Raw genomic sequence first — 23,897 nt, 5'->3', positions numbered from 1 at the left:
CAACACACGATCTCGACTCTTCGGGCTACTCCCCGCCCTCCAGGCCCCCCTCCGTCTCCAGGAAGACCTGCCGCAGCGCCTCCAGCGTCTCCGCGTCCGGCTTGGCCCACATGCCGCGGCCCTCCGCCTCCAGCAGGCGCTCGGCGATGCCGTGCAGGGCCCAGGGGTTGGCGTCCTCCAGGAAGGCCCGGTTCTCGGCGTCGAGGACGTAGGTCTGGGCCAGCTTGTCGTACATCCAGTCGGGCACGACGCCCGTGGTGGCGTCGTAGCCGAACAGGTAGTCCACCGTGGCGGCGAGTTCGAAGGCGCCCTTGTAGCCGTGCCGGCGCATGGCCTCGATCCAGCGGGGGTTGACCACGCGGGCGCGGAAGACGCGGGAGGTCTCCTCGACCAGGGTCCTGGTGCGGATCGTCTCGGGGCGGGTGGAGTCGCCGATGTACGCGGCGGGCGCGGTGCCGCGCAGGGCCTTCACCGTGGCCACCATGCCGCCGTGGTACTGGAAGTAGTCGTCCGAGTCGGCGATGTCGTGCTCGCGGGTGTCGGTGTTCTTGGCCGCGACCGCGATGCGCTTGTAGGCCGTCTCCATCTCCTCGCGGGCCGGGCGGCCTTCGAGGCCGCGCCCGTAGGCGTAGCCGCCCCAGACGGTGTAGACCTCGGCGAGGTCGGCGTCGGTGCGCCAGTCTCGGCTGTCGATGAGCTGGAGCAGGCCGGCGCCGTACGTGCCCGGCCGGGAGCCGAAGATGCGGGTGGTGGCGCGGCGTTCGTCGCCGTGGGCGGCGAGGTCGGCCTGGGCGTGGGCGCGGACGAAGTTCTGCCCGGCGGGCTCGTCGAGGGAGGCGGCGAGCCGGACGGCGTCGTCGAGGAGCCCGATGACGTGCGGGAAGGCGTCACGGAAGAAGCCGCTGATGCGCAGGGTGACGTCGATGCGGGGACGGCCCAGCTCGGCGAGCGGGACGGGCTCCAGGCCGTTGACGCGGCGCGAGGCCTCGTCCCACACGGGCCGGACGCCCAGCAGCGCCAGTGCCTCGGCCACGTCGTCGCCCGCGGTGCGCATCGCGCTGGTGCCCCACAGGGACAGGCCGACGGACTCCGGCCACTCGCCGTTGTCGGTGCGGTAGCGCTCCAGGAGGGAGTCGGCGAGGGCCTGGCCGGTCTCCCAGGCGAGGCGGCTGGGGACGGCCTTGGGGTCGACGGAGTAGAAGTTGCGGCCCGTCGGCAGGACGTTGACGAGGCCGCGCAGCGGCGAGCCGGAGGGGCCTGCGGGCACGAATCCGCCGTTCAACGCGTGGACGGCGTGGTCGAGTTCGGCGGTCGTCGCCGCCAGGCGGGGGACGACCTCGCGGGCCGCGAACGCAAGGACGTCGGCGACCTGCTGACCGTGCCCCTCCGCGACGGACGCGACGGCGGCCGGGTCCCAGCCCGCGTCCTCCATCGCCTCCACGAGGGCGCGGGCCTCGGCCTCCGCCTCGTCGGCCGTCGTCCGCGTCGCGGCGGACTCGTCGAGGCCGAGGGCCTCGCGCAGGCCCGGAAGGGCCGTCGTACCGCCCCAGATCTGGCGGGCGCGGAGGATGGACAGGACCAGGTTGACGCGCTCGGGGCCGGTCGGGGCGCCGCCCAGGACGTGCAGGCCGTCGCGGATCTGGGCGTCCTTCACCTCGCACAGCCAGCCGTCGACGTGGAGGAGGAAGTCGTCGAAGCCGTCGTCCTCCGGGCGCTCCTCCAGGCCCAGGTCGTGGTCGAGCCGGGCGGCCTGGATGAGGGTCCAGATCTGGGCGCGGATCGCGGGGAGCTTGGCCGGGTCCATCGCGGAGATCTGGGCGTACTCGTCGAGGAGTTGCTCCAGGCGCGCGATGTCGCCGTAGGAGTCGGCGCGGGCCATGGGCGGCACGAGGTGGTCGACGAGGGTGGCGTGGGCGCGGCGCTTGGCCTGGGTGCCCTCGCCGGGGTCGTTGACGAGGAAGGGGTAGACCAGGGGCAGGTCGCCGAGCGCGGCGTCGGGGCCGCAGGCGGCGGACAGGCCGGCGTTCTTGCCGGGCAGCCACTCGAGGTTGCCGTGCTTGCCCAGGTGGATCATCGCGTCGGCGCCGAAGCCGCCGTCCTCGCGGGCCGCGGCGATCCAGCGGTAGGCGGCGAGGTAGTGGTGCGAGGGCGGCAAGTCGGGGTCGTGGTAGATGGCGATGGGGTTCTCGCCGAAGCCGCGGGGCGGCTGGATGAGGACGAGCAGGTTGCCGCGGCGCAGGGCGGCGAGGACGATATCGCCCTCGGGGTTGCGGCTGCGGTCGACGAACATCTCGCCGGGCGCGGGGCCCCAGTGCTCCTCGACGGCCTCGCGCAGCTCGGCGGGCAGCTGCTCGTACCAGCGCTTGTAGTCGGCGGCCGGGATGCGGACGGGGTTGCGGGCGAGCTGTTCCTCCGTCAGCCAGTCCTGGTCGTGGCCGCCGGCCTCGATGAGGGCGTAGATCAGCTCGTCGCCGTCGCCGGAGGCGAGGCCGGGTACGGGCTCCTCGGCCTCGTTCCCGAAGTCGTAGCCCTCCTCGCGCAGCCGGCGCAGCAGGGCGACGGCGCTGGCGGGGGTGTCGAGGCCCACGGCGTTGCCGATGCGGGAGTGCTTGGTGGGGTAGGCGGAGAGGACGAGGGCGATGCGCTTCTCGGCGGCCGGGATGGTGCGGAGCCGGGCGTGGCGCACGGCGATGCCGGCGACGCGGGCGGCGCGTTCGGGGTCGGCGACGTAGGCGGGCAGGCCGTCCTCGTCGATCTCCTTGAAGGAGAACGGCACGGTGATGATGCGGCCGTCGAACTCGGGCACGGCGACCTGGGTGGCGGCGTCGAGCGGGGAGAGTCCCTCGTCGTTCTCCTCCCAAGTACTGCGCGGGCCGGTCAGGCACAGGGCCTGGAGGATCGGCACGTCGAGGGCGGCGAGGGCGCCCGCGTCCCAGGACTCGTCGTCGCCCCCGGCGGAGGCGTCGGCGGGGCGGGTGCCGCCGGCGGCGAGCACGGTGGTGACGATGGCCTGTGCCGGGCGGAGCGCGTCGATCAGCTCGGGCTCGGGTGCGCGCAACGACGCGACGTAAAGCGGCAGTGCGCGCGCCCCGGCGTCCTCGATGGCGCCGCACAGGGCGTCCACGAACGCGGTGTTGCCGCTCATGTGGTGGGCGCGGTAGTAGAGGACCGCGACGGTCGGGCCGTCGTTGCCGGCCCGGGGGGTGCGCTCCAGCTCGCCCCAGGAGGGGGCGGCGGCCGGGGGCTCGAAGCCGTGGCCGGTGAGCAGCACGGTGTCGGAGAGGAAGCGGGCGAGCTGCTCGAGGTTGGCGGGCCCGCCGTGGGCGAGGTAGGCGTGGGCCTCGGCGGCGATGCCGACGGGGACGGTGGACGCCTCCATCAGCTGGGCGTCGGGGGCCTGTTCGCCGGTGAGGACGACGACGGGCCGCGGACCGGCGAGCAGCTGGTCGAGCCCCTCCTGCCAGGCGCGGAGACCGCCGAGGAGCCGCACGACGACGAGGTCGGTGCCCTCCAGGAGCGCCGGGAGTTCCTCCAGCGCGAGCCGGGCGGGGTTGGCGAGCCGGTACGGGACCGGGCCGCCGGCCGCGCGGGCACTGAGCAGGTCGGTGTCGGACGTCGACAGGAGAAGGATCACGGCATGCCTTCCTCGGGGTCCGCGCCCCGGGCGGTGGGAAGACGGCGGGAGTTCCTGACTCACGCGGCAGTGACTGCCGTGCTCACAGTGGCGGGACCGTGCCGGATTCGCACCGACTTCCTCCCCTGGCGCCGTCTCTGGCGTCCGGCGGGTGGGCTCCGCCGGTGAGTCATAGTAGCGAGGGTGGCGGGGCGCCGGAGGGGTGGCTTTCCCCGGCTGTACCTGTTTGCGGCTCCGCCGCGTGGGGCTGCGCCCCCGCACCCCGGAGTGGTGCAGGCCGACGGGCCGGCAAATCCAGCCCGTCCGGCGTTTGAGGACCGGGGGTCCGGGGGCAGAGCCCCCGAATCCTGCCGCCGCGCGCAGCGCGGTCCGGGGTCTGGGGTCCGGGGCGCAGCTCCAGTTTCGGGAAGGGGCGGGATAGGGGACAAAACCACCCCCCACCCCCTCGGTATGCTCGCCGCCATGCCCGCCACCCCCGAACCCCCCGGCCGCGAACACGGCGACCGCTGCCCCGGCGCCCTGCGACTCCACACCGCGGACGACGGCGCACTGGCCCGGGTCCGGACTCCGGCCGGGCTCCTGACAGCCCGCCAGTTGAGGGCGCTGGCCACGCTGGCCGACGACCTGGGCGACGGCCACCTCGACATCACCTCCCGCGGCAACGCACAGCTCCGCGGCCTCACTCCCGCCTGCGGCGCCGAACTCGGCCACCGCCTGCGCACAGCGGGCCTGCTGCCCTCCGACCGCCACGACCGGATACGCAATGTGGTGGCATCACCTCTGTGCGGCCTGGACGGGCGGCGGCAGCGTCCCGAAGACGCCGGCGTGCAGTCCTGGGCGCGAGCCCTCGACGCGCTCCTGTGCACCGGCAACGCCCACGAAGACGCAAGCGACTTGTCCGACTTGTCGGGCCGCTTCCTCTTCGGCCTCGACGACGGCCGCGGCGACGTCGTCGCCCTAGCCCCCGATGTGACATTGATCGCAGAGGACGGCGAGAACCACGAGGGCACCGAGGACACCCCCAGCGCCCTGCTGTGCTTCGGCACCACCACCCCGGCCCTGCGCATCGCCGCCCCCGACGCCCCGCGCGCAGCGGCCCTCGCGGCACAGGAGTTCCTCGCGGCACTGCGCGCGAGCGGCGACACCAAGGCCTGGCGCATACGCGACCTCGCCCCCGAACACCGCCCGCGCCCCGACCGGTTGGCGGCCCGGCTCGCGGCGGCGGGCATCGGCTGCACCCTCGTCCCGGAGGCCCGGCTCCCGCTCGGCTCCCCCGCCCCGCCCGGCCTCGTCCACGACGGGAACGGCCTGTGGGCCCTCTCCGTGGCCGCCCCGCTCGGCCGGCTGACCTCCACTCAATGCCGCCTCCTGGCCGACGCGGCCGACCGCGATGGCAACGGCGAGCTGCGTGTGACACCCTGGCGCGGCATCGTCGTCCCGGGCCTCGCGGCCGGGGCGGCACCGGCACGGCTCGCGGCCCTCGCGGACGCGGGCCTGGTCACATCCGCCGCCTCCCCGTGGCACCGCGCGGGCGCCTGCGCGGGCCGGCCCGGCTGCGTCAAGTCCCTGGCGGACGTACGGGCCGACGCGGCCGCCTCCCTCGCGGCCGCGCGCCCTGGCGACGCCGGAGCGCTGCCGGTGTACTGGTCCGGATGCGAGCGGCGCTGCGGCCGCCCGGCCGACGACCGGTGGGTCGACGTGCTGGCGACCGGGGACGGCTACCGGATCGCCGTGCGGGACGGGGACGAAAACGGGGACACACAGGTCCGCACCGCCACGACGGACGACCTCGCCGAAGCAGTAACCACAGCACGCACCACCACCCGTACTCCATGAACGACGAAGGCGACGAGGGCACAGTGTTCGACTACGACAAGGACGGCGCGTCCATCTACCGCCAGTCCTTCGCCACCATCCGCGCCGAGGCCGACCTCGGCGGGCTGCCGCCGGACGTCGGCCAGGTCGCGGTGCGCATGATCCACGCGTGCGGGATGACCGACCTCGTACCGGATCTGGCGTACTCCCCGCAGGTGGTGGCCCGGGCGCGGGAGGCGCTGCGCGCGGGCGCACCGATCCTGTGCGACGCGAACATGGTGGCCAGCGGGGTCACCCGCAAGCGGCTGCCCGCGGACAACGAAGTGCTGTGCACCCTCGCCGACCCGGCGGTGCCGGAGCTGGCCGCGCGCATGGGCACGACCCGCAGCGCCGCGGCGCTGGAGCTGTGGCGGGACAGGCTGGAGGGCTCGGTGGTGGCCGTGGGCAATGCGCCGACCGCCCTGTTCCGGCTGCTGGAGATGGTGGCGGAGGGCGCGCCGCGCCCGGCCGCCGTCATCGGCATCCCGGTCGGCTTCATCGGCGCGGCCGAGTCGAAGGATGCGCTGGCCGAGAGCCCCCTGGGGCTGGAGTACCTGGTGGTGCGGGGCCGGCGCGGCGGCAGCGCGATGGCCGCGGCCGCGATCAACGCGATAGCGAGCGAGGAAGAGTGAGCGAGCAGCAGCCCAGGACCACCGGTCGCCTGTACGGGGTCGGGCTCGGCCCCGGCGACCCGTCGCTGATGACCGTACGGGCGGTCGAGGTCATCGCCTCGGCCGACGTCGTCGCGTACCACAGCGCCCGGCACGGCCGCAGCATCGCGCGCTCGATCGCCGAACGGCACCTGCGCCCCGACCACATCGAGGAGCGCCTGGTCTATCCGGTGACCACGGAGGCCACGGACCACCCCGGCGGCTATCGGGGCGCGATGGAGGAGTTCTACGGGGAGGCCGCGGCCCGGCTGGCCGCGCACCTCGACGCCGGGCGCACGGTGGCGGTGCTGGCCGAGGGCGATCCGCTCTTCTACAGCTCGTACATGCACATGCACAAGCGGCTGGCCCACCGCTACCCGACGGAGGTCGTGCCCGGGGTCACCTCGGTGAGCGCGGCCGCGGCGCGGCTCGGCGAGCCGCTGGTCGAGGGCGAGGAGGTGCTGACGATCCTGCCGGGCACGCTGCCGGAGGAGGAGCTGACGGCCCGTCTGGCCGCCACCGACTCGGCCGTGGTGATGAAGCTCGGCCGCACCTTCCCGTCGGTGCGGGGCGCGCTGGAGCGGTCGGGCCGGCTGGCGGAGGCGCGGTACGTCGAGCGCGCGACGATGAGCGGGGAGCGCACGGGCCGGCTGGCGGACGTCGACCCGGAGTCGGTGCCGTACTTCTCGGTGGCGGTGCTGCCGAGCCGCGTTGACACGCGCCCCGTGGCGACCGGGGGCGAGGTCGTGGTCGTCGGCCTGGGCCCGGCGGGCCCGCTGTGGCTGACGCCGGAGGCGCGGGGCGCACTGGCGGCGGCCGAGGACCTGGTCGGCTACACCACGTACGTGGACCGGGTCCCCGTACGCCCCGGCCAGCGCCGCCACGCGTCCGACAACAAGGTCGAGTCGGAGCGCGCCGAGTTCGCCCTGGACCTGGCGCGTCAGGGCCGCCGGGTGGCGGTGGTCTCCTCGGGCGACCCGGGGGTCTTCGCGATGGCCACGGCCGTGCTGGAGGTCGCCTCCCAGGGCCCGTACCGCGAGATCCCGGTCCGTGTCGTGCCCGGCATGACGGCGGCCCACGCGGCCGCCGCCCGGGCGGGCGCCCCACTGGGCCACGACTACGCGGTGGTCTCGCTCTCCGACCGCCTCAAGCCCTGGGAGGTCATCGCGGAACGCCTGCGCGCCGCGGCCGCCGCGGACCTGGTGCTGGCCCTGTACAACCCCGGCTCGCGCAGCCGCATCTGGCAGGTGGGCAAGGCCCGCGACCTGCTCCTGGAGCACCGCACCCCGGACACACCGGTGGTCGTCGCCCGCGACGTGGGCGGCCCGTCGGAATCCGTCCGCGTCGTCCGCCTCGGCGAACTCGACCCGGCGGAGGTCGACATGCGCACGCTGCTCATCGTCGGGTCGACGCAGACACAGGTGGTGCGTCGGGGCGAGGGCGACGGCGAGGAGATCGTCTGGACGCCGCGGCGTTATCCGGAGGGGTGATTTCCGAGGGCAGGGAACGGGGGCTCCGCCCCCGGCCCCTGGTCCTCAGATGCCGGACGGGCTGATCTTCAGCCCGTCCGGCATCTGAGGCTGCGCTCGACGTGCGGCTCCGCCACCGGGATCGTCCTCGGCGCTCCGCGAGGACCGCACTGAAGCGATGGACATCCGCAGCATGTTCTTGAAGGTGGTCGTATGTCGTGCGGTGCCATTCCGGCAGGCCATCGCGGTAGCCCTCGGCGGGTACGACGACCTCGAGGCGGCCACCGTGGTCGAGGACGGACTGGGCGAACCATGCGTCCGGGCCGTCCGCGATGCAGCTGATGCCCACGAGGACGCTGGGGTCGTATGTCGTCATGGCCTTGGTGAGTAGATGGCGCACCCGTTCCTCGACTGGGGCAGGCAGTCCGCGGTGGCCGGTGATTCCAACCCTCATGTGTACCTCTCGCTCACAGATAGGCGTGGTGCAGTCGGTCGTCGAAGTCGGCGGACGGCCGTGTCCGCCAGGGCTCATCGAGGAGCGCGACCGGCCGAGTGTCTCAACCCACCACTCCTGGTGTGAGGCCGATCCATGTGTCGTCGATTCTGAGGCGTGCCCGCCTGTGTCGAATTTGCTGCTGTATCGACCGGGTAAACGGAGTAACGGGCAGTTCGTCACGTGAAATCCGGCGAACGAACCGAGCAGGGGCCCGGTTCAGCACGCAAGGCGAGTCGACTTCGTGGATCGCTCCCCGCTCGGGCCCGGGTGCGCCGTACGGTCGTTCCACGGATGGTGACCGGGCGGTGACGCCGGGCCAGGCATGGGAGGGGACCCGAGGATGGTCAATGCCCGTACGTACCCGCTGTGGCGGGATCTTGCGATGAGCGAGGACCTCCCCAAGGAAGCCCTCAAGACGGTGATCGAGGCCCTGTGCGCCCCGGCGAAGAGTCCGCACGACTTTGACCCCCGGGCCGACCAGCGGCGGGAGGAAGCCCTCCGGGCCGCACTGCCCGCGCTGCTGGCCCGGACGACTGCCAAGCGGCTGCGGAGCCGGCTCCTGGTGCATGCCGATGAGAAGACGCTGGCCGCCCTGGCGGCCGAAGGCACGGTGACCGCCGCCGACCTGCCCGCCATCCTGCGGACCCGTCGGGTCTGGGCCGGACTGATCTCTGCTCTGGCACGGCACCCTGGCCAGGTCGAGGCAGCGATCGCTCTCCTGCCCCGCCTCGCCGGCGGCGAGGCAGAGCAGGTCGTCCGAGACTGGGATCCCGACCGCTGCACCCGCGCCGAAGGGGCCGCGCCAGCCCCGCCTCCCCTGCCGCAGGCACTGTTCGACGCCGTCCTGGAAGCCTGCCTCACTCCGCTCGCCACGTACCTGCTCTTCCCGGAACCCGAAGAGGGCTGGGAGACCGTGTCCGCGTTCTCGGAGGACTGGTCGCTGGAGCTGGAAAGCCACAGCGGCTGGGCGATGCTGGCCAGGTGTCCCGAGCGGTGGGCGAAGCTCGTTGCACATCCCACGTTCGGGGCGGCCGTCCAGCACCTGCTGCTGGACCAGGCCGAGATCCATGCTCTGGAAGACGCCCGGGTCCACGCCGCCGGCTCCGACCTGGCCGGCGAAGAACTCCCCGCCGAAGACCTGGCCCCAGCCCTCAGCGAGGACCTGCTGCTGGCCTGCCTCCCGGCTCTGTGCCTTCCCGAGCTGGCTGAGCTGCCCAACCCGCAGGTGACGGCACGCAGGACCCTGCACCACATCGCCCAACGGGTCCACAGCAACCCTCGCCTGGCCGATCTCGCCGCCGAGCGGCTGCACGCGGCCATCGACGCTCTCGTGGCCCGTGGCCAGCTGCTCAGCCTGCCCGAGAAACGGGCCGACGACCACGAATTCGACGGCCGTGTCCTGTGCCTCGCCGAGGACCTGGCTCTCCTCAGCGCCAACCCCGACCATCTCGCAGGGGCCTGCGTTCAGCTCGCATGTCTGGATCAGCCGGCTGTCGTCTCCCCCGCACCGAGCCGGACCCTGATCCGCATCATCGACTGCGTCGACCCCGACCACGACCGTCCAGCCCGGCTCCTGGAACGCCACTCGGAGCACCGCCGGGTCGCGGCCCTGGCCGCCCTCGCCGCCAACCTGCACACCCCGCACGCCGCCGTCAGCGACGTCCTTCACGTGCTGCACCCCGCCGAGCTGGCCTGGATCGCCGAGAAGGCCGAAGGCCCCGGCTGGTTCCTGAACACGGCGGCGGCCGTCCCGGCCGCCGAGAACGAAGACGACGGTGTGCTGCGGTTGCTGAGCGACGACGAACTCGGCAAGCACCCCGATCCCGCGGCCGTCCTGCAGTCCTGGCTCGACTCCCCCGCCGTCGATGAGATCCTCTCCCGCTCCGAGGTCTACCGGGCTGTCGTCAAGTCCCGCCACCACACCCTGGAGCACCTGCGCCAGATCCCGGCCGACGAGGTCCTCTCCCGCCACGAACCCGAGGTCGCACTGAAGATTCTGCTGGACCACTGCGGGCGCAGCGCCGACCGGTGGGCGGCGCTCGCCGCCGCCATGACCTTCGAGTACGACGAAGAGAAGATCACTTTCGGAGAGCTCCTCGACTCCCTGGACGGCGCTCCCGCCCGAGCACAGACACCCTGACCTGGGACGTATCGGTTCCACCTGGCGCTGTTCGACGACGCAGGGGGCAGCAGGCGTATGCGGACTGCGCGCCGGACCGGTCGTCGTGCCTGCACGGCCTGGAGGGACCTGGGTCGAGGCGCCGCTGAGGAGCGGGCCGCAGCATGGCACAGATTTTTGGTCACGCCACTATCGCATGGTGACCACCGAGCGGGATCAGGCCGTGGAATGGCTGGGGAGCGGTGGCGGCTGCCAGCAGCGAGGGCGTCTTGCTCAAGCGCCTGGAGTCGCTGGCGGGCTTCACGTCCACAGCCAGGACCCGATCGGCCCGGATGAACTTCAGTGCGCGAGCACCCTCCGCGTTATCGTGGCTGCATGGACGAGAAGCGAGCGCTTCGAGTCGTAGACGCGTTGCGGCAGCGGGGCACAGATGCCTACCTGGCCCGCGAGGGCGTCTACCAGATCGGCGTGCGCGTGGTCCTGCGCGACGGCCGCGAGGCGGTCTGGGACACCGACGACACGGCCGGCCTGGAAGCGCAGGTCATGCGGGACGGGGTCCTCGTCGGCTTCGTGCCGTGTATCGAGGGTTCCGAGGACTTCGACGTCGACCAGACTGTCGACGCGATCGTCCGGGCTGACTACGACCAGCCGATCGCCCGCGAGCGGCCCACGGCTCCACCGCCGTCCGCCCCGCTGCCCCGGGAAGGCGGCGTCTTCCGCCGCTTCCTCGGCGGCTTCCGCGAGCGCTGAGCCGTAGACCAACCACCTCGGCAATCAACGTGAAGTCCGTGCCGCGCCCGGCACCCGCACTCCACGGACCGGATCCCGACGGAAGCCGGACGGCGCAGGCCATCAGGCCCATCATGGACCTGGGGCTGGCCCTCGTGCCGACAGACGGAATACATCCTGCGAATCGACGGCAGCCAGGCCTACCTCCGCCGATGACGAAGATGCGCGGCACGCCCGTGGTCGACGGCCGCTGCACTGCCTCGAGTCCGGGGCGGCGCAGCCCTCGGGCACGTACGCGGCCGGGGCGCGGCGCAGCTGCTCCACGGCCTGATCCTGGTCGTCGGTGTCGAGCCAAACCCAGCAGGAGGGCTACTGCGGCTTGGCGACATTGGTAGCGCAGGCAACGACTTCGCGGAAGGCAGGAATTCCAAGGTGGACGGCCTCCGGCTTCCGGGTTCGGAGGCGTGAACGATCAGGACGGGGCAGCGGACACGCGCTTCGCTGAACTTGCGGTTATGGAGCGGAAGTTGAGGGTACAGTCCGCGCGGTCTCTGGATGTCGGCTCTGGCCGGAGATTCCATGCGCTCGTGCGCCTGGGGTGCCCAGTTTGCGTCGCCATCCAGCATGGTCCCCTTTTCGGGGAGAGTCCTGGAGGTTGACGCATGCCCGTGTGGCTGTCGCGCTCGTTTCTCGTTGCCTTGTCCCTGCTGCCTCTCCTGGCAGTCGTGTTACTGTCCGCGCCGGCATGGCTGACGTGGCCCTTTCTTCCGTCTCAGCGCCAAGAAGTCGTGTTGGCGGTTCTTGAGCGCGCCCCCCCGGCCTCCGTCTCGGCGACAGCACCCCGATCTGCCCCGCCTGCGCGGGCTTCACCCTGTCCTATCAGTGCTCCCGCTGCGGTTTCGAGGGCAAGCTGCACGCCCATCATCTGTGCACCCACTGCACGTTCTCCGACCGGCTCGCCGAGCTCCTGGACGACGGCACCGGCCGCATTCGCCCAGCGCTGATGCCACTTCGCGACGTGCTGATCGTGATGGACAACCCGCTGACCGGCCTGACCTGGCTCTACAGCCGACCAGGCCGCTGCGGCTCAGCCGCAGACCTGCTGCGGGGCCTGGGCCAAGGTGAAATCGAGCTGACGCACGAGACCTTCTGGTGGGCGGCCACGCCGGGCGAACCTTCAAGCCGCCGGACTACGACGGTGAGTTGCAGTAGCTCCCACCACACTCCCGCCGCACTCCCGCCGTGCGCCATCGGCGCGGCCGGGGCCTTCTCAAGGCGCACGCTTGGTAATGGTTCATGCGTGCGAACACTGTCAAGAAGTGGCCTTGAGTTGCTACGTTCTGCCCGTCGTGACAGCGGCATGAGCCGCCGTCCTTGCAGGGAGGGTATGCATGAGCATCGGAGAACGGCAGTCGAGGCGGCGTGGTGTGTTAGGGCGGGCGCAGAGCTGTGAATCGGTCGGCGCCTTCCGCGGGGTGGGGAGAAGACGTACGGGGGTGGCGGTCGCCAGAGGCAGAATCGCGGCGGTGATCGGAGCGATCGCGCTGATCACCGCCGCGATGCTCGCCGGTACGGCGGGGACGGCCGCCGCTGTGGAACGGGGGTCGCAGGCCGCGGCAGCCGGGTGGGCCTGCTCCGGGTCGCCCGTTCCGGCCGGGTACGTCGTCACCGACTACAACCGTAACGGCTGCAACGGCATGGGCGCCTGGTACCAGGAGCCCGTCCGTGACGGCATATGGGCTTGCTCGGGCTCAACCCTCGCACCCGGATACGTCTACACCGACCTCAACCGTATCGGCTGCAGCGGCCAGGGCGCGTGGTACCACCAACTGGCCCGTGACGGCATATGGGCCTGCTCGGGCTCAACCCTCGCACCCGGATACGTCTACACCGACCTCAACCGTATCGGCTGCAGCGGCCAGGGCGCGTGGTACCACCAACTGGCCCGTGACGGCATATGGGCCTGCTCGGGCTCAACCCTCGCACCCGGATACGTCTACACCGACCTCAACCGTATCGGCTGCAGCGGCCAGGGCGCGTGGTACCACCAACTGCCCCACGACGGCGTATGGGCCTGCTCGGGCGCACCCATCCCGCCCGGCTACCGCACCACCGACCACAACCCTATCGGCTGCAGCGGCCAGGGTGCGTGGTACATCGTGCGCGCCTGACCGACCCTGATCGCGTAGGCCGGAGGCACCGCGCACCCCGCGGCACCTCCGGTGCGTGAACCAGGAAGCCACTAGGGGGCGACGTCCCGCCGCGCCGCGCCCCAGGGCGGCGATCGACGCCGGCGGCGAGGCATACCGGGCCCTGATCGAGGGCCGCAGGCACCCGTGGCCCCGGTTCCGCTGCCCGGAGTGCGGGGACACCTGTAGCACCGGCTTCGTTTAGCGGCATGAAGACCGTTGACATCCACAAACGCCAGGTGGGTGCTGCCCGCTCTGCGGTGGCGGGGGCCGAGGCGGTCCACACGGTCCCGTACCGGGCGGCAAACTTGTGCCAGGCTCGGTCCGAGGCCTCTGCCTGCGCATAGAGCGGACCGTAGAGCTCGCTGAGCTGACGGTTGACACGTTCCAGGTGATCCTTGCGACGCGCCAGGCGCAGATTCGTCAGGTAGGTCGCCCCGTAACCGGTGGCCGCCACGAATACCGTGACCAGCAACGGGACCACAGCACTCGGCTGTATGAGCCACACTGGCTACAGTTGAATAGGCGAGTTCACCAGTCCGAGACCCCGTCAAAGCCCGCTCCTCGTTGCGTACCGCCATGCACTCGTCCATGGCCTCACGCCATTTCAGGTCGTCACGCTCGAGGGTGTTCGCTGCATCCAGCGCAGCGCGGTAGCGGGTCGTCAGCACGGGCCGACGTTCGATCTCGACCTCGGTAGCTCATTTGATCTGGAATGCCCTGATAGGCGTGAAGGAGGCGTGCTGGGTGGCCGCCGTGAACGCCGAGTCCCGGTCCGCCTGGAACTCCGCAAGCCGGGACGAAGCGACACGCGCAAGCGCTGCCCGAAGAGCGGGGAACGTCATCCCGGGCTGTGGGATGAGGTCGGTCGGGTCTTCGGCGTGCTGTGCAGTCACGTGGATCTCCGTCCGTCCGGCGTTCTCCGAACGGTACCGCCCTTGCTCCGGTGCCAGCAGGCCCTTCTGCGCCTCGGGCGTCGCCCTCGGCAATTCCCCGCGGCGGGCCGCAAGAGGCAGCGGAGCGGACCGCTCAGTCCAGCGTCTCCCGCAGCCAGGCCACCGCTCCTGCCGGGTCCGCAACCTCCGGCACCCCCTCCGGCACCGCCGGGCGGCGGACGACCACCACCGGGATCCCCGCCTCCCGCGCAGCCGCCAGCTTCGCGGACGTCGCCGCCGCCCCGCTGTCCTTCGTCACCAGCACGTCGATCGCGTGCCGCCGCAGCAGTTCCCGCTCCCCCTCGACCGTGAACGGGCCGCGGTCCAGGAGCACTTCCATCCGCGGCGGAGCCGGCGGTTCCGGCGCGTCCACCGAGCGGACGAGAAACCACATACCCTCTAGGTGCGCGAAGGCGGCCAGGCCCATCCGACCTGTGGTCAGGAACGCCCGCTCCCCCAGGCCGGGCAGCGCCTGCGCCGCCTCGGCGAGCGAGGCGACCGGACGCCAGTCGTCACCCGGACCCGCGACCCAGCCCGGGCGGCGGACGGCGAGCAGGGGAACATGGGCGTCGGCGGCAGCGAGTGCCGCGTTGAAACTGATCGTGCCGGCGAAAGGATGGGTGGCGTCGATGAGTGCGTCCACCTGGTGCTCGCGCAGCCAGCGGGCGAGGCCCTCCGGGCCTCCGAACCCCCCGATGCGGACCTGTCCCGCTGGCACCCGGGGCGCGGCGACGCGGCCGGCGAGGGAGGTCGTCACCCGCAGCGCCGGGTCGGCGGCCAGCCCGGCCGCGAGGCGGCGTGCCTCGGTCGTCCCGCCCAGGATCAGGATGTGGCGCCCGGCGCCGCTCATGAGGTGCCGCCCTTTCGTCGGTACGCGGTCGGCCCAGCCTACGGCGGGGGGTGGGCATGCCTGACGGCAAGGCTGTTGGGGGGCGCAGCGCCCAGCTCCAGCACACGGGGCTGCGCCACGGCTGGACCACCGGGGCCTGCGCCACCGCCGCCACCACGGCCGCGTACACGGCGCTGCTCACCGGCGAGTTCCCCGACCCCGTGACGATCACGCTGCCCAAGGGGCAGACCCCGGCCTTCGCGCTCGCCGCCGAAAAGCTGGCCGAGGACCCGGGCGGGGCGAGGGCCATGGCGGCCGTGGTCAAGGACGCCGGTGACGACCCGGACGTCACCCACGGCGCCCTGATCCGGGCCACGGTGCGGCTGCTGCCGGCCGGGTCCGGGGTGGTCTTCCGGGCGGGTCCGGGCGTGGGCACGGTCACCCGGCCGGGGCTGCCGCTCGAGGTCGGCGAGCCGGCCATCAATCCCGTGCCCCGGCAGATGATGCGAGAGCACGTCGCCGAGGTCGCCGCCCGGCACGGCGGCTCGGGCGACGTGGAGATCGAGGTGTCGGTCGACCACGGCGAGGAGATCGCCCGCTCCACCTGGAACCCCCGCCTGGGCATCCTCGGCGGCATCTCGATCCTGGGCACCACGGGCATCGTCGTCCCCTACTCGTGCTCCGCCTGGATCGACAGCATCCGGCGGGGCGTGGACGTGGCCCGGGCGGCCGGGCGCACGCATGTCGCGGGGTGTACGGGCGCGACGTCCGAGAAGGTGGCGGTGGCCGTGCACGGGCTGCCGGAGGACGCCCTGCTGGACATGGGGGACTTCGCGGGGGCGGTGCTCAAATACATCCGGCGGCACCCGGTGGACCGCCTCACCATCGCCGGCGGCTTCGCCAAGCTGTCCAAGCTGGCGGCCGGCCATCTCGACCTGCACTCGGCCCGGTCCCAGGTGAACAAGGAGTTCCTCGCGGAACTCGCCCGCTCGGGCGGGGCCAACGACGCCCTTGCGCTCGCCGTCGCCTCGGCCAACACCGGGCTGGAGGCGCTCCAGCTGTGCGCGGACCGCGGCGTCCCGCTCGGCGACCTGGTCGCGGCCACCGCCCGGGACGAGGCCCTGGCGGTGCTGCGCGGCGCGCCCGTCGCGGTCGACGTCATCTGCATCGACCGCGCGGGCACGATCGTGGGCCGCGCGGAGCCGAGGGGTCCGCGCGACGGCCGGTGAGCGGTCTGCGCTAGCGGTTGATGCGGTTCACCGGGCCGAGCGCCGCCCGCTCCTTGAGCGGCTTCGGCAGCGCCGTACCGCAGAACTCGCCCTCAAACATGTTCTCGAAGGGTGGGCTCTGGTCGAGCCAGTCGCCGTTGATGTTGAAGGTGAGCATGTGCTTGCCGTCCCGGGTGCCGGCGGCGCCGGAGAGCGAGCCCCAGACGACGCCGTCGTGGCCGTACACCTGCACGCCGCAGGTCAGCTTGCGGGAGATGATGCCGAGCCCGTAGGTGTAGTGCTCGCCGGTCTCGACGGTGGTGAGCATCTCGTCGAGCTGCTTGCGCGGCAGCAGCCTGCCCTGGAGCAGGGCGCCGTAGAAGCGGTTGAGGTCGCCGCTGGTGCTGATCACTTCGCCGGTCGCCCCGGACCAGGAGGGCCGGTACTCGGTGGCGTCGTAGATCTCCGGGCCCGGGTTCTGCACGTACAGCTTGGAGTAGCCGACGGGGTGCGGGACGGGCAGCTTGGGGTCGGTGCCGGGGAAGGTGGTCTCCTTCAGGCCCAGCGGCTTGACGATGCGGCGCTCGGCCTCGCGGGCGTACGGGTTCCCGGTCGCCTTCTCGATGATCATTCCGGCGAGGACGAAGTTGGTGTTGGAGTAGCGCCAGCCCTTGCCGGGCGCGAAGTCCGGCCCGTACGTGACGCCCATGGCGACGATCTGCTGGGGCGTCTTGATGTCGTAGCGGTGCTCGAAGAAGCCGGGGCCGTTCATCTCCTTGTCCCACTCGGGCGTCGACACCATGTCGTGGACGCCGCTGGTGTGGTTGAGGAGCTGACGGATCGTGATCTTGCCGGGCTCGTAGCCGTTGCCCTGGACGACGCCGGGCAGCCAGTGCTCGACGGAGTCGTCGAGGCTCAGCCTGCCCTCGGCCTCCAGCTGGAGCAGCACGGTGGCGACGAAGGACTTGGTAATGCTGCCCGCCCGGAAGTGGTCCTCGGCGGTCCGCTTCCGCCGGGTGCTCGTGTCGGCGTATCCGGACGTGCCGGACCAGCTTCCGCCGGGCGTACGGGTCTCGGCGGCCACGCCCGGCATCCCGGCGGCGACGAGGCCGTCGAGGGCCGCCTGGGTGGCGGCGTGCCGGTCCTTGGCCGGGCCGCCGCCGTTGCCGTCGGCAGCGGTGGCGGTGGCAGTGGCGGGACCGGCCGCCACCACGCCGCCCACGACGACCGCCACGGTGAGCGCGGCGAGCGTTCCCCGGCTGCCGCGCATTCCTGTGCCGCGCATTCCTGTTAAGTGCTTCCGCATGGTCTTCCCCTTCGAAACGATGCGACGGACCGGCCGTCACATGATCATTCAAAGGTGAGCACACGGCGGGGACGACGGGCCATGACCGGGCCCACAGTGCGCCGAGCAGTCCGGCGGAGGCGCGAGCCGCCCCTCAGCCCTCCAGGACCGTCCGTCCGCAGCTGTCCCGGTCCCGCTCGGTCGAGTACAGGAAGCTGTCCGGGAACTGCTCCGCCGCCAGCGTGCGGCCCACGATGATGACGGCCGTGCGGACCACGCCCGCCGCCCGCACCTGGTCCGCGATCCCGGCGAGGGTGCCGCGCAGGACGATCTCGTCCGGGCGGCTGGCCATGGCGACGACGGCGGCGGGGCAGTCGGCGCCGTAGTGCGGGAGGAGTTCGGCGACGACGCGGTCGGCGTGGCGGGCGGCCAGGTGCAGGACCAGCAGGGCGCCGCTGCGGCCGAGGGTGGCGAGGTCCTCGCCGGGGGGCATGGGGGTGGCCCGCTGGGCGACGCGGGTGAGGACGACGGTCTGGCCGACGGTGGGGACGGTCAGTTCCCGGCCGAGGGCGGCCGCCGCCGCGGCGAATGCCGGGACGCCGGGGACGATCTCGTACGGGATGCCGACCGCGTCGAGGCGGCGTATCTGCTCGGCGACGGCGCTGAAGACCGACGGGTCGCCGGAGTGCAGCCGGGCCACGTCGTGGCCCGCCTCGTGGGCGCGGACGAACTCGGCGGTGATCTCGTCCAGGTCCAGGCGGGCGGTGTCGACGAGGCGGGCGTCCGGCGGGCACTCGGCGAGGAGTTCCCGGGGCACGAGGCTGCCGGCGTAGAGGCAGACCTGGCACCGGGCCAGGGTCCGGGCGCCGCGCACCGTGATGAGGTCGGCGGCGCCGGGGCCGGCGCCGATGAAGTGGACGGTCATGCGTCAGTCTCTCCTTCTGCTGCTCCTCTTGCGGCTTCTCCTGCGGCTCCGCCTGCGGGTTTGACCACCGACCACTGCGTCACCGGCATCGCCTGCCGCCAGCCGGTGAAGCCCCCGACCGGGACGGCGTGGGCGACCGCGAGGCGGGTCAGCTCGCCGCCGTGGCGGCGGTACCACTCGGTCAGCAGCGCCTCGGATTCCAGCGTGACGGTGTTGGCCACCAGCCTGCCGCCCGCGCGCAGCACGTCCCAGCACGCGTCGAGCAGTCCGGGCGCGGTCAGGCCGCCCCCGATGAAGACGGCGTCCGGCGTGGGCAGTCCGGCGAGCGCGGTCGGCGCCGCTCCGGTGACGACGCGCAGCGCAGGCACGCCGAGCGCCTCCGCGTTGCGGGCGATGCGCCCGGCCCGTACCGCGTCGCGCTCCACCGTGACGGCCCGGCAGGAGGGGTGGGCGCGCATCCATTCGATGCCGACGGAGCCCGAGCCACCGCCCACGTCCCAGAGCAGTTCGCCCGGTGCGGGGGCGAGCGCGGCGAGTGTCGCCGCCCGGACGTGACGCTTGGTCAGCTGACCGTCGTGCTCGAACGCCTCGTCGGGCAGGCCGGGGGTGAGGGGGAGCCGGAGCGTGCCGGGGGCGCGGACGCACTCGACGGCGATGACGTTGAGCGGGTCGCCGGGCGGGTGCGGCCAGTCGTGTGCGGTGCCTTCGGTGCGGTGTTCGCGGTCGCCGCTGCCGAGCTGTTCCAGCACGGTCAGCCGGCTGAGCCCGTAGCCCCTTTCGCGCAGGAGTGCGGCCACAGCGGCGGGGGTCTCCGCGCCGGAGCTGAGCACCAGCAGGCGGCGTCCGTCGTGCAGGGCCGCGGAGAGCGTGCCGAGCGGGCGGCCGACGAGGCTGAGCACCTCGGTCTCGTGCAGCGGCCAGCCCAGCCGGGCACAGGCGTACGAGACGGAGGACGGGTGCGGCAGCACGTGCAGCCGTTCGGCGCCGACGGCTTCGGCGAGGGTGCGGCCGATGCCGAAGAACATGGGGTCGCCGCTGGCGAGTACGCACAGCCGCCGCCCGGCGTGCTCGGCGAGCAGTCCCGGCACGGCGGGGCGCAGCGGCGAGGGCCAGGCGATGCGCTCGGCCGGGCAGTCCGGGGGCAGCAGGTCGAGCTGGCGCGGTCCGCCGATGACGACTTCGGCCCGGCGCAGCGCCTCCCGGGAGCCGGGGGCGAGCCCCGGCCAGCCGTCGGCGCCGATGCCTACGACCGTCACGGGGGCGGGGGCATGGCTCACGGGCGTACCTCGGCTCTGGGTGCGGCGGCGGTCGGGGGCACCGGAACTCTACTGACCTGCGGAGACCGTGCCACCGCCGGGACCTCCTTAACCTTCCTGCATAGAATGTGCAATTACCATTCAAGAGCAGCAAGGGTAGGAGGCGCGTTTCGTGAGGCGTTCACCGGTGGTGCTGGGTATCGAGTCGTCCTGCGACGAGACCGGCGCCGGTCTGGTCCGGGACGGGAAGCTGCTGGGCCACGCCGTGGCGTCCAGCATGGACGAGCACGCGCGCTACGGCGGCGTGGTCCCGGAGATCGCCGCCCGTGCGCACGTCCACGCGGCGGCGCCCGTCGTCCGCGCGGCGCTCGCCGACGCGGGCCTGACCATGGGCGACATCGGCGCGGTCGCGGTGACGACCGGCCCGGGCCTGTCCGGCGCTCTCCAGGTGGGCGTCGCGGCGGCCAAGGGGCTCGCCTACTCGCTGGGCGTCCCGCTGTACGGCGTGCACCACCTCGCCGGGCACGTCGCCGCCGACTCCCTCGCCCACGGCCCGCTGCCGGACCCGTGCATGGTGCTGATCGTCTCCGGCGGCCACACCTCGCTGCTGCTCGTACGCGACCTGGCCCGCGACCCGATCGTCCACCTCGGCGACACCCTCGACGACGCGGCCGGCGAGTGCTTCGACAAGGTGGCCCGCGTCTTCGGCCTGCCCTACCCGGGCGGCCCGGCGGTCGACCACGCCGCGCGCGACGGCGACCCGCTCGCGGTGGCCTTCCCGCGCCCCCTCACGGGTCCGCGCGACGACCGGTACGCCTTCTCCTTCTCCGGCCTGAAGACGGCGGCCGCCCGCTGGGCCGAGCGGCACCGGGCCGCCGGGCGGCCGCTGCCCGTGGCCGACGGGGCGGCCTCGCTCCAGGAGGCCGTGGCGGACGTGCTCACCCGCAAGGCCGTCGCCGCGTGCACGGAGCACGGCGTCGGCACCCTGGTGGTGGTCGGCGGCGTGGCCGCGAACTCGAGGGTGCGGGCGCTGGCCCGGGCGCGCTGCGATGCTGCGGGCATCGAGCTGCGCGTGCCGCCGCTCCGGCTGTGCACCGACAACGGCGCGATGATCGCCGCCGTCGGCGACCTGCTGGTGCGGGCGGGCGCCGAGCCCGCACCGCTCGACGTGTCCGTCGACCCGTCGGCGCCCCTGCAGTACGCGGCGCTCCACCCCACCGCAGGCCGGGTCCGCGCCGCCTGAACCGCCCGGAGGCCCCCGTGCGCACCGCCGAGATCCGCAACCGCTTCCTCGACTTCTTCGCCGCGCGCGGCCACGCCGTGGTCCCGGGCGCGCCGCTGCCCACGCCCGACCCGACGCTGCTGTTCGTCAACGCGGGCATGGTGCCGTTCAAGCCGTACCTCACGGGCCAGGCGCCGCCGCCCTGGCCGCGCGCGACCAGCGTGCAGAAGTGCGTGCGGACCCTCGACATCGAGGAGGTCGGGCACACCACCCGGCACGGCTCGTTCTTCCAGATGAACGGCAACTTCTCGTTCGGCGACTACTTCAAGGAGGAGGCGATCGCCTTCGCCTGGGAGCTGTCCGTCTCCCCCGTCGCCGAGGGCGGCTACGGTCTCGACCCGGACCGCATCTGGGTGACCGTCCACCACTCCGACGACGAGGCCGCCGCGCTGTGGCGGCGCACCGCCGGGCTGCCGGACGGGCGGATCGTCCGGCGCGGCGACGAGGACAACTTCTGGTCCATGGGCGTGCCCGGGCCGTGCGGCCCCTGCTCGGAGCTGTTCTACGACCGGGGGCCCGGGCTCGGCCGGGCGGGCGGCCCGGCCGTGGACGAGGACCGGTACATGGAGTTCTGGAACCTGGTCTTCATGCAGTACGAGCGCGGGGAGGGGGCCGGCAAGTCCGGCTACCCGATCCTCGGCGAGCTGCCGCGCCGCAACATCGACACCGGCATGGGCCTGGAGCGCATGGCCACGCTCCTCCAGGGCGTCGACAACCTCTACGAGACCGACGAGACCCGCCCCGTCCTCGACCGCGCGGCCGAGCTGACGGGCGTGCGCTACGGCTCCTCCGCCGAGGCCGACGTGCGGCTGCGGGTCGTCGCCGACCACGTCCGCACGGCGCTGATGCTGCTGGCCGACGGCACGGCGCCGGGCAACGAGGGCCGCGGCTACGTCCTGCGCCGCATCCTGCGCCGCGCGGTGCGGTCGGTGCGGCTGCTGGGGTATCAGGACCCGGCGCTGCCGGAGCTGCTGCCGGCCGCCCGGGACTGCATGCAGCACGGCTACCCGGAAGTCGCCGAGGAGTTCGACCGCATCGCGCAGCAGGCGTACGCCGAGGAGGACGCCTTCCGCTCGACCCTGCGGCAGGGCACGACCGTGCTGGACACGGCGGTGGCCGAGGTCAAGGCGAGCGGAGGGCACCTGCTGCCGGGCGCCAAGGCGTTCCTGCTGCACGACACCTACGGCTTCCCCATCGACCTCACCCTGGAGATGGCCGAGGAGCAGGGCGTCGAGGTCGACCGCGAGGGCTTCACCGCGCTGATGGCCGGGCAGCGCGAGCGCGCCCGCGAGGACGCCCGGGCCCGCAAGTCCGGTGGCACGCCGGACACTTCGGCCCTGCGGGCGGTGCTGGCCGCGCGCGGTCCGACGGACTGGCGCGCGTACGACACGCTGCTGACGGACTCGAAGGTCCTGTCCCTGCTCGGCCCGGCCGGCCCGCTCAAGGCCGTGGGGGCCGGCGGGATGGCCACCGCCGTGCTGGACCGCACGCCCTTCTACGCCGAGTCCGGCGGCCAGGACAGCGACGCGGGCACGCTCACGGGCGCCTCGGTGGAGGCCGAGGTGCTGGACGTGCAGCGGCCGCTGCCGGGGCTGGTGGTGCACCGGGTGCGGGTGACGGCCGGCGAGCTGGCGGTGGGCGGCGCCGTACGGGCCGCCGTCGACCCCGAGTGGCGGCTGGGCGCCCGCCAGGCGCACTCCGGCACCCATGTGCTGCACGCGGCGCTGCGGCAGGTGCTCGGCCCGACCGCGCTCCAGTCCGGCTCCTACAACCGGCCCGGCTATCTGCGGCTCGACTTCCCCTGGCGCGGTGCGCTCGGCCCCGCCGCCCGGGGCGAGGTCGAGGAGGCGGCCAACCGGGCGCTGCGCCGGGACCTCCCGGTGGCCGTGCGGTGGATGTCCCTGCCCGAGTCCAAGGAGCTGGGCGCGCTCGCCCTGTTCGGCGAGACGTACGGGGAGCGGGTGCGGGTCGTCGAGATCGGCGGCGCGTGGTCGCGGGAGCTGTGCGGGGGCACCCATGTGGATCACGCGGCGCAGATCGGGGTGGTCGCGCTGACGGGCGAGTCGTCGGTCGGGGCCGGGATGCGGCGGCTGGAGGCCGCCGTGGGCTTCGAGGGCTTCGGCTATCTGGCCCGGGAGCGGGACCTGGTCGCGCGCCTGGCGGAGCAGCTCCAGGCACCGCGCGGGCAGCTGGCCGAGCGGGTCGGGGTGCTGCTGGACCGGCTCAAGGCGGCCGACCAGCGGGCGGCGGAACTGACCCGGCGCGCGGCCCTGGCCCGGGCGGCGGAGCTGGCGGACGCGGCGACGGACGTGGGCGGCACGCTCGTGGTGACGGCGCTGACGGAGGGCGACGCGCGGGCGCTGGCACTGGCCGTACGCGACCGCCTGCCGGAGGCGCGGCCGGGCGTGGTGGCGATCGGGGCGAGGGCCGGGGACGGGGACAAGGTGACGCTGGCCGTGGCGCTGAACCGGGCGGCGACGGCGGCGGGGCTGTCGGCGGCGGAGGTGGTGAGGTCCCTGCCGGGCGGCCGGGGCGGCGGCACGGCGGAGGTGGCGCAGGGGGGCGGGTTCCCGGCGGGGGTGCTGGAGGGTGTGCGGGGGCTGGTGTAGGGGGGTTCCTTTCCCCGATCCCGCCCCTTCCCGAAACCGGGGGCAGGCCCCCGGACCCCTGGGCAGGGGACGGGGCTGCGCGCCGGACCCCAGGCAGAGAACTGGGGGCTTCGCCCCCAGACTCCCGGGGGTAGGGAACGGGGCTCCGCCCCTGCACCCCGGGCCCCTTGCGCTGCGCGCGGGGGCGAAGCACGGGGCTCCCCCGGTCCCCGTTCCAGGGGGCAAATTCAGCCCCTCCGGCGTTTGAGGAGCGGGGGTCCGGGGGCAGAGCCCCCGAGGTCTTGCCCCCGCGCGCAGCGCAAGGGGCCGGGCGCGCAGCACAGGGGGTCAGGGGAGGGGCGGAGCCCCCATTCCCTACCCCCCCCCCCCCGCGGGGGGCCGGGGGCTTGCCCCCGGTTTCGGGAAGGGGCGGGGTGGGGAAAGAACCC

The 23,897-nt window shown here is 73.3% G+C and carries 14 protein-coding genes, 1 pseudogene and 1 riboswitch; of the genes and pseudogenes, 9 read left to right on the top strand and 6 right to left on the bottom strand.

Translation table 11 applies throughout. The annotated features are described in order from the left end of the window. Window positions 1–25: 25 nt before the first annotated feature. A complete protein-coding gene (gene cobN / locus AC1Z4A_RS28705) occupies window positions 26–3,634 on the bottom strand; it encodes a cobaltochelatase subunit CobN (RefSeq protein WP_483682768.1) in 3,609 nt (1,202 codons plus the stop codon). 48 nt (window positions 3,635–3,682) lie between these two features. Beyond that, window positions 3,683–3,757: riboswitch (cobalamin riboswitch) on the bottom strand. Between the two features lie 339 nt (window positions 3,758–4,096). Between cobN and AC1Z4A_RS28700 the strand changes: the two genes are divergently transcribed. The 3 genes from AC1Z4A_RS28700 to AC1Z4A_RS28690 are packed head-to-tail and all read left to right on the top strand — an operon-like array spanning window position 4,097 to window position 7,628. Then, window positions 4,097–5,470, top strand: coding sequence for a cobalamin biosynthesis protein CobG (locus AC1Z4A_RS28700; protein ID WP_483682767.1), 1,374 nt, complete (start codon window positions 4,097–4,099; stop codon window positions 5,468–5,470). Next, window positions 5,467–6,120: a precorrin-8X methylmutase gene (locus AC1Z4A_RS28695; RefSeq protein WP_483682766.1), complete on the top strand. Its 654-nt coding sequence runs from the start codon at window positions 5,467–5,469 to the stop codon at window positions 6,118–6,120. The genes AC1Z4A_RS28700 and AC1Z4A_RS28695 overlap by 4 nt, the downstream gene beginning before the upstream one ends. Then, window positions 6,117–7,628 carry a precorrin-2 C(20)-methyltransferase gene (locus tag AC1Z4A_RS28690; RefSeq protein ID WP_483682765.1) on the top strand — a complete coding sequence of 504 codons (1,512 nt, stop codon included), beginning with the start codon at window positions 6,117–6,119 and terminating at the stop codon, window positions 7,626–7,628. Before AC1Z4A_RS28695 ends, AC1Z4A_RS28690 begins: the two co-directional genes overlap by 4 nt. 157 nt (window positions 7,629–7,785) lie before the next feature. On the opposite strand, the pseudogene AC1Z4A_RS28685 reads toward AC1Z4A_RS28690, so the two are convergent. Continuing rightward, a pseudogene (locus AC1Z4A_RS28685) lies at window positions 7,786–8,061 on the bottom strand (hypothetical protein); the annotation flags it as partial. Window positions 8,062–8,485: 424 nt separating this feature from the next. On the opposite strand from AC1Z4A_RS28685, the gene AC1Z4A_RS28680 reads away from it, so the two are divergent. The 3 genes from AC1Z4A_RS28680 to AC1Z4A_RS28670 all read left to right on the top strand — a co-directional run bounded on the left by AC1Z4A_RS28680 (window position 8,486) and on the right by AC1Z4A_RS28670 (window position 13,122). After that, a complete protein-coding gene (locus tag AC1Z4A_RS28680) occupies window positions 8,486–10,243 on the top strand; it encodes a hypothetical protein (protein ID WP_483682764.1) in 1,758 nt (585 codons plus the stop codon). Window positions 10,244–10,597: 354 nt separating this feature from the next. Beyond that, on the top strand, window positions 10,598–10,972 hold the full coding sequence (locus tag AC1Z4A_RS28675) for a hypothetical protein (protein WP_483682763.1): 375 nt from the start codon (window positions 10,598–10,600) through the stop codon (window positions 10,970–10,972). Between the two features lie 1,505 nt (window positions 10,973–12,477). After that, window positions 12,478–13,122, top strand: coding sequence for a hypothetical protein (locus AC1Z4A_RS28670; RefSeq protein ID WP_483682762.1), 645 nt, complete (start codon window positions 12,478–12,480; stop codon window positions 13,120–13,122). A 1,047-nt stretch (window positions 13,123–14,169) separates the two neighbouring features. On the opposite strand, the gene AC1Z4A_RS28665 is transcribed toward AC1Z4A_RS28670, so the two are convergent. Then, window positions 14,170–14,925 carry a cobalt-precorrin-6A reductase gene (locus AC1Z4A_RS28665; protein ID WP_483682761.1) on the bottom strand — a complete coding sequence of 252 codons (756 nt, stop codon included), beginning with the start codon at window positions 14,923–14,925 and terminating at the stop codon, window positions 14,170–14,172. A gap of 56 nt (window positions 14,926–14,981) precedes the next feature. On the opposite strand from AC1Z4A_RS28665, the gene AC1Z4A_RS28660 reads away from it, so the two are divergent. Next, on the top strand, window positions 14,982–16,133 hold the full coding sequence (locus tag AC1Z4A_RS28660) for a cobalt-precorrin-5B (C(1))-methyltransferase (RefSeq protein ID WP_483682760.1): 1,152 nt from the start codon (window positions 14,982–14,984) through the stop codon (window positions 16,131–16,133). A 10-nt stretch (window positions 16,134–16,143) separates the two neighbouring features. Here AC1Z4A_RS28660 and AC1Z4A_RS28655 read toward each other — a convergent pair whose 3' ends face one another. The 3 genes from AC1Z4A_RS28655 to cbiE form a co-directional block, all read right to left on the bottom strand. Continuing rightward, a complete protein-coding gene (locus AC1Z4A_RS28655) occupies window positions 16,144–17,418 on the bottom strand; it encodes a serine hydrolase domain-containing protein (RefSeq protein WP_483682759.1) in 1,275 nt (424 codons plus the stop codon). Window positions 17,419–17,551: 133 nt separating this feature from the next. Then, window positions 17,552–18,322 carry a precorrin-4 C(11)-methyltransferase gene (cobM, locus tag AC1Z4A_RS28650; protein ID WP_483682758.1) on the bottom strand — a complete coding sequence of 257 codons (771 nt, stop codon included), beginning with the start codon at window positions 18,320–18,322 and terminating at the stop codon, window positions 17,552–17,554. Beyond that, window positions 18,319–19,599, bottom strand: coding sequence for a precorrin-6y C5,15-methyltransferase (decarboxylating) subunit CbiE (cbiE, locus tag AC1Z4A_RS28645; protein WP_483682757.1), 1,281 nt, complete (start codon window positions 19,597–19,599; stop codon window positions 18,319–18,321). The genes cobM and cbiE overlap by 4 nt, the downstream gene beginning before the upstream one ends. A 166-nt stretch (window positions 19,600–19,765) precedes the next feature. Here cbiE and tsaD point away from each other — a divergent pair, with 166 nt between their 5' ends. Both tsaD and alaS read left to right on the top strand, forming a co-directional pair. Further along, entirely contained in the window at window positions 19,766–20,821 is a 1,056-nt protein-coding gene (gene tsaD, locus AC1Z4A_RS28640; protein WP_483683763.1) for a tRNA (adenosine(37)-N6)-threonylcarbamoyltransferase complex transferase subunit TsaD, read from the top strand. Between the two features lie 17 nt (window positions 20,822–20,838). Beyond that, window positions 20,839–23,469, top strand: coding sequence for an alanine--tRNA ligase (gene alaS / locus AC1Z4A_RS28635; protein ID WP_483682756.1), 2,631 nt, complete (start codon window positions 20,839–20,841; stop codon window positions 23,467–23,469). The last annotated feature ends 428 nt before the right edge of the window (window positions 23,470–23,897 follow it).

It is taken from the genome of Streptomyces sp. 17_S59 (assembly GCF_056930295.1).
Note: the sequence above shows the minus strand (reverse complement) of the source record. Positions and strands in the feature narration are given on the sequence as shown.

Bases quoted from the DNA above. Each gene is read 5' to 3' on its own strand.
- AC1Z4A_RS28700 (WP_483682767.1), top strand. From the start codon at position 4,097: ATGCCCGCCACCCCCGAACCCCCCGGCCGCGAACACGGCGACCGCTGC.
- AC1Z4A_RS28660 (WP_483682760.1), top strand. From the start codon at position 14,982: ATGCCTGACGGCAAGGCTGTTGGGGGGCGCAGCGCCCAGCTCCAGCAC.
- AC1Z4A_RS28675 (WP_483682763.1), top strand. From the start codon at position 10,598: ATGGACGAGAAGCGAGCGCTTCGAGTCGTAGACGCGTTGCGGCAGCGG.
- AC1Z4A_RS28665 (WP_483682761.1), bottom strand. From the start codon at position 14,925: ATGAGCGGCGCCGGGCGCCACATCCTGATCCTGGGCGGGACGACCGAG.
- AC1Z4A_RS28695 (WP_483682766.1), top strand. From the start codon at position 5,467: ATGAACGACGAAGGCGACGAGGGCACAGTGTTCGACTACGACAAGGAC.
- AC1Z4A_RS28655 (WP_483682759.1), bottom strand. From the start codon at position 17,418: ATGCGGAAGCACTTAACAGGAATGCGCGGCACAGGAATGCGCGGCAGC.
- cobM (WP_483682758.1), bottom strand. From the start codon at position 18,322: ATGACCGTCCACTTCATCGGCGCCGGCCCCGGCGCCGCCGACCTCATC.
- AC1Z4A_RS28680 (WP_483682764.1), top strand. From the start codon at position 8,486: ATGAGCGAGGACCTCCCCAAGGAAGCCCTCAAGACGGTGATCGAGGCC.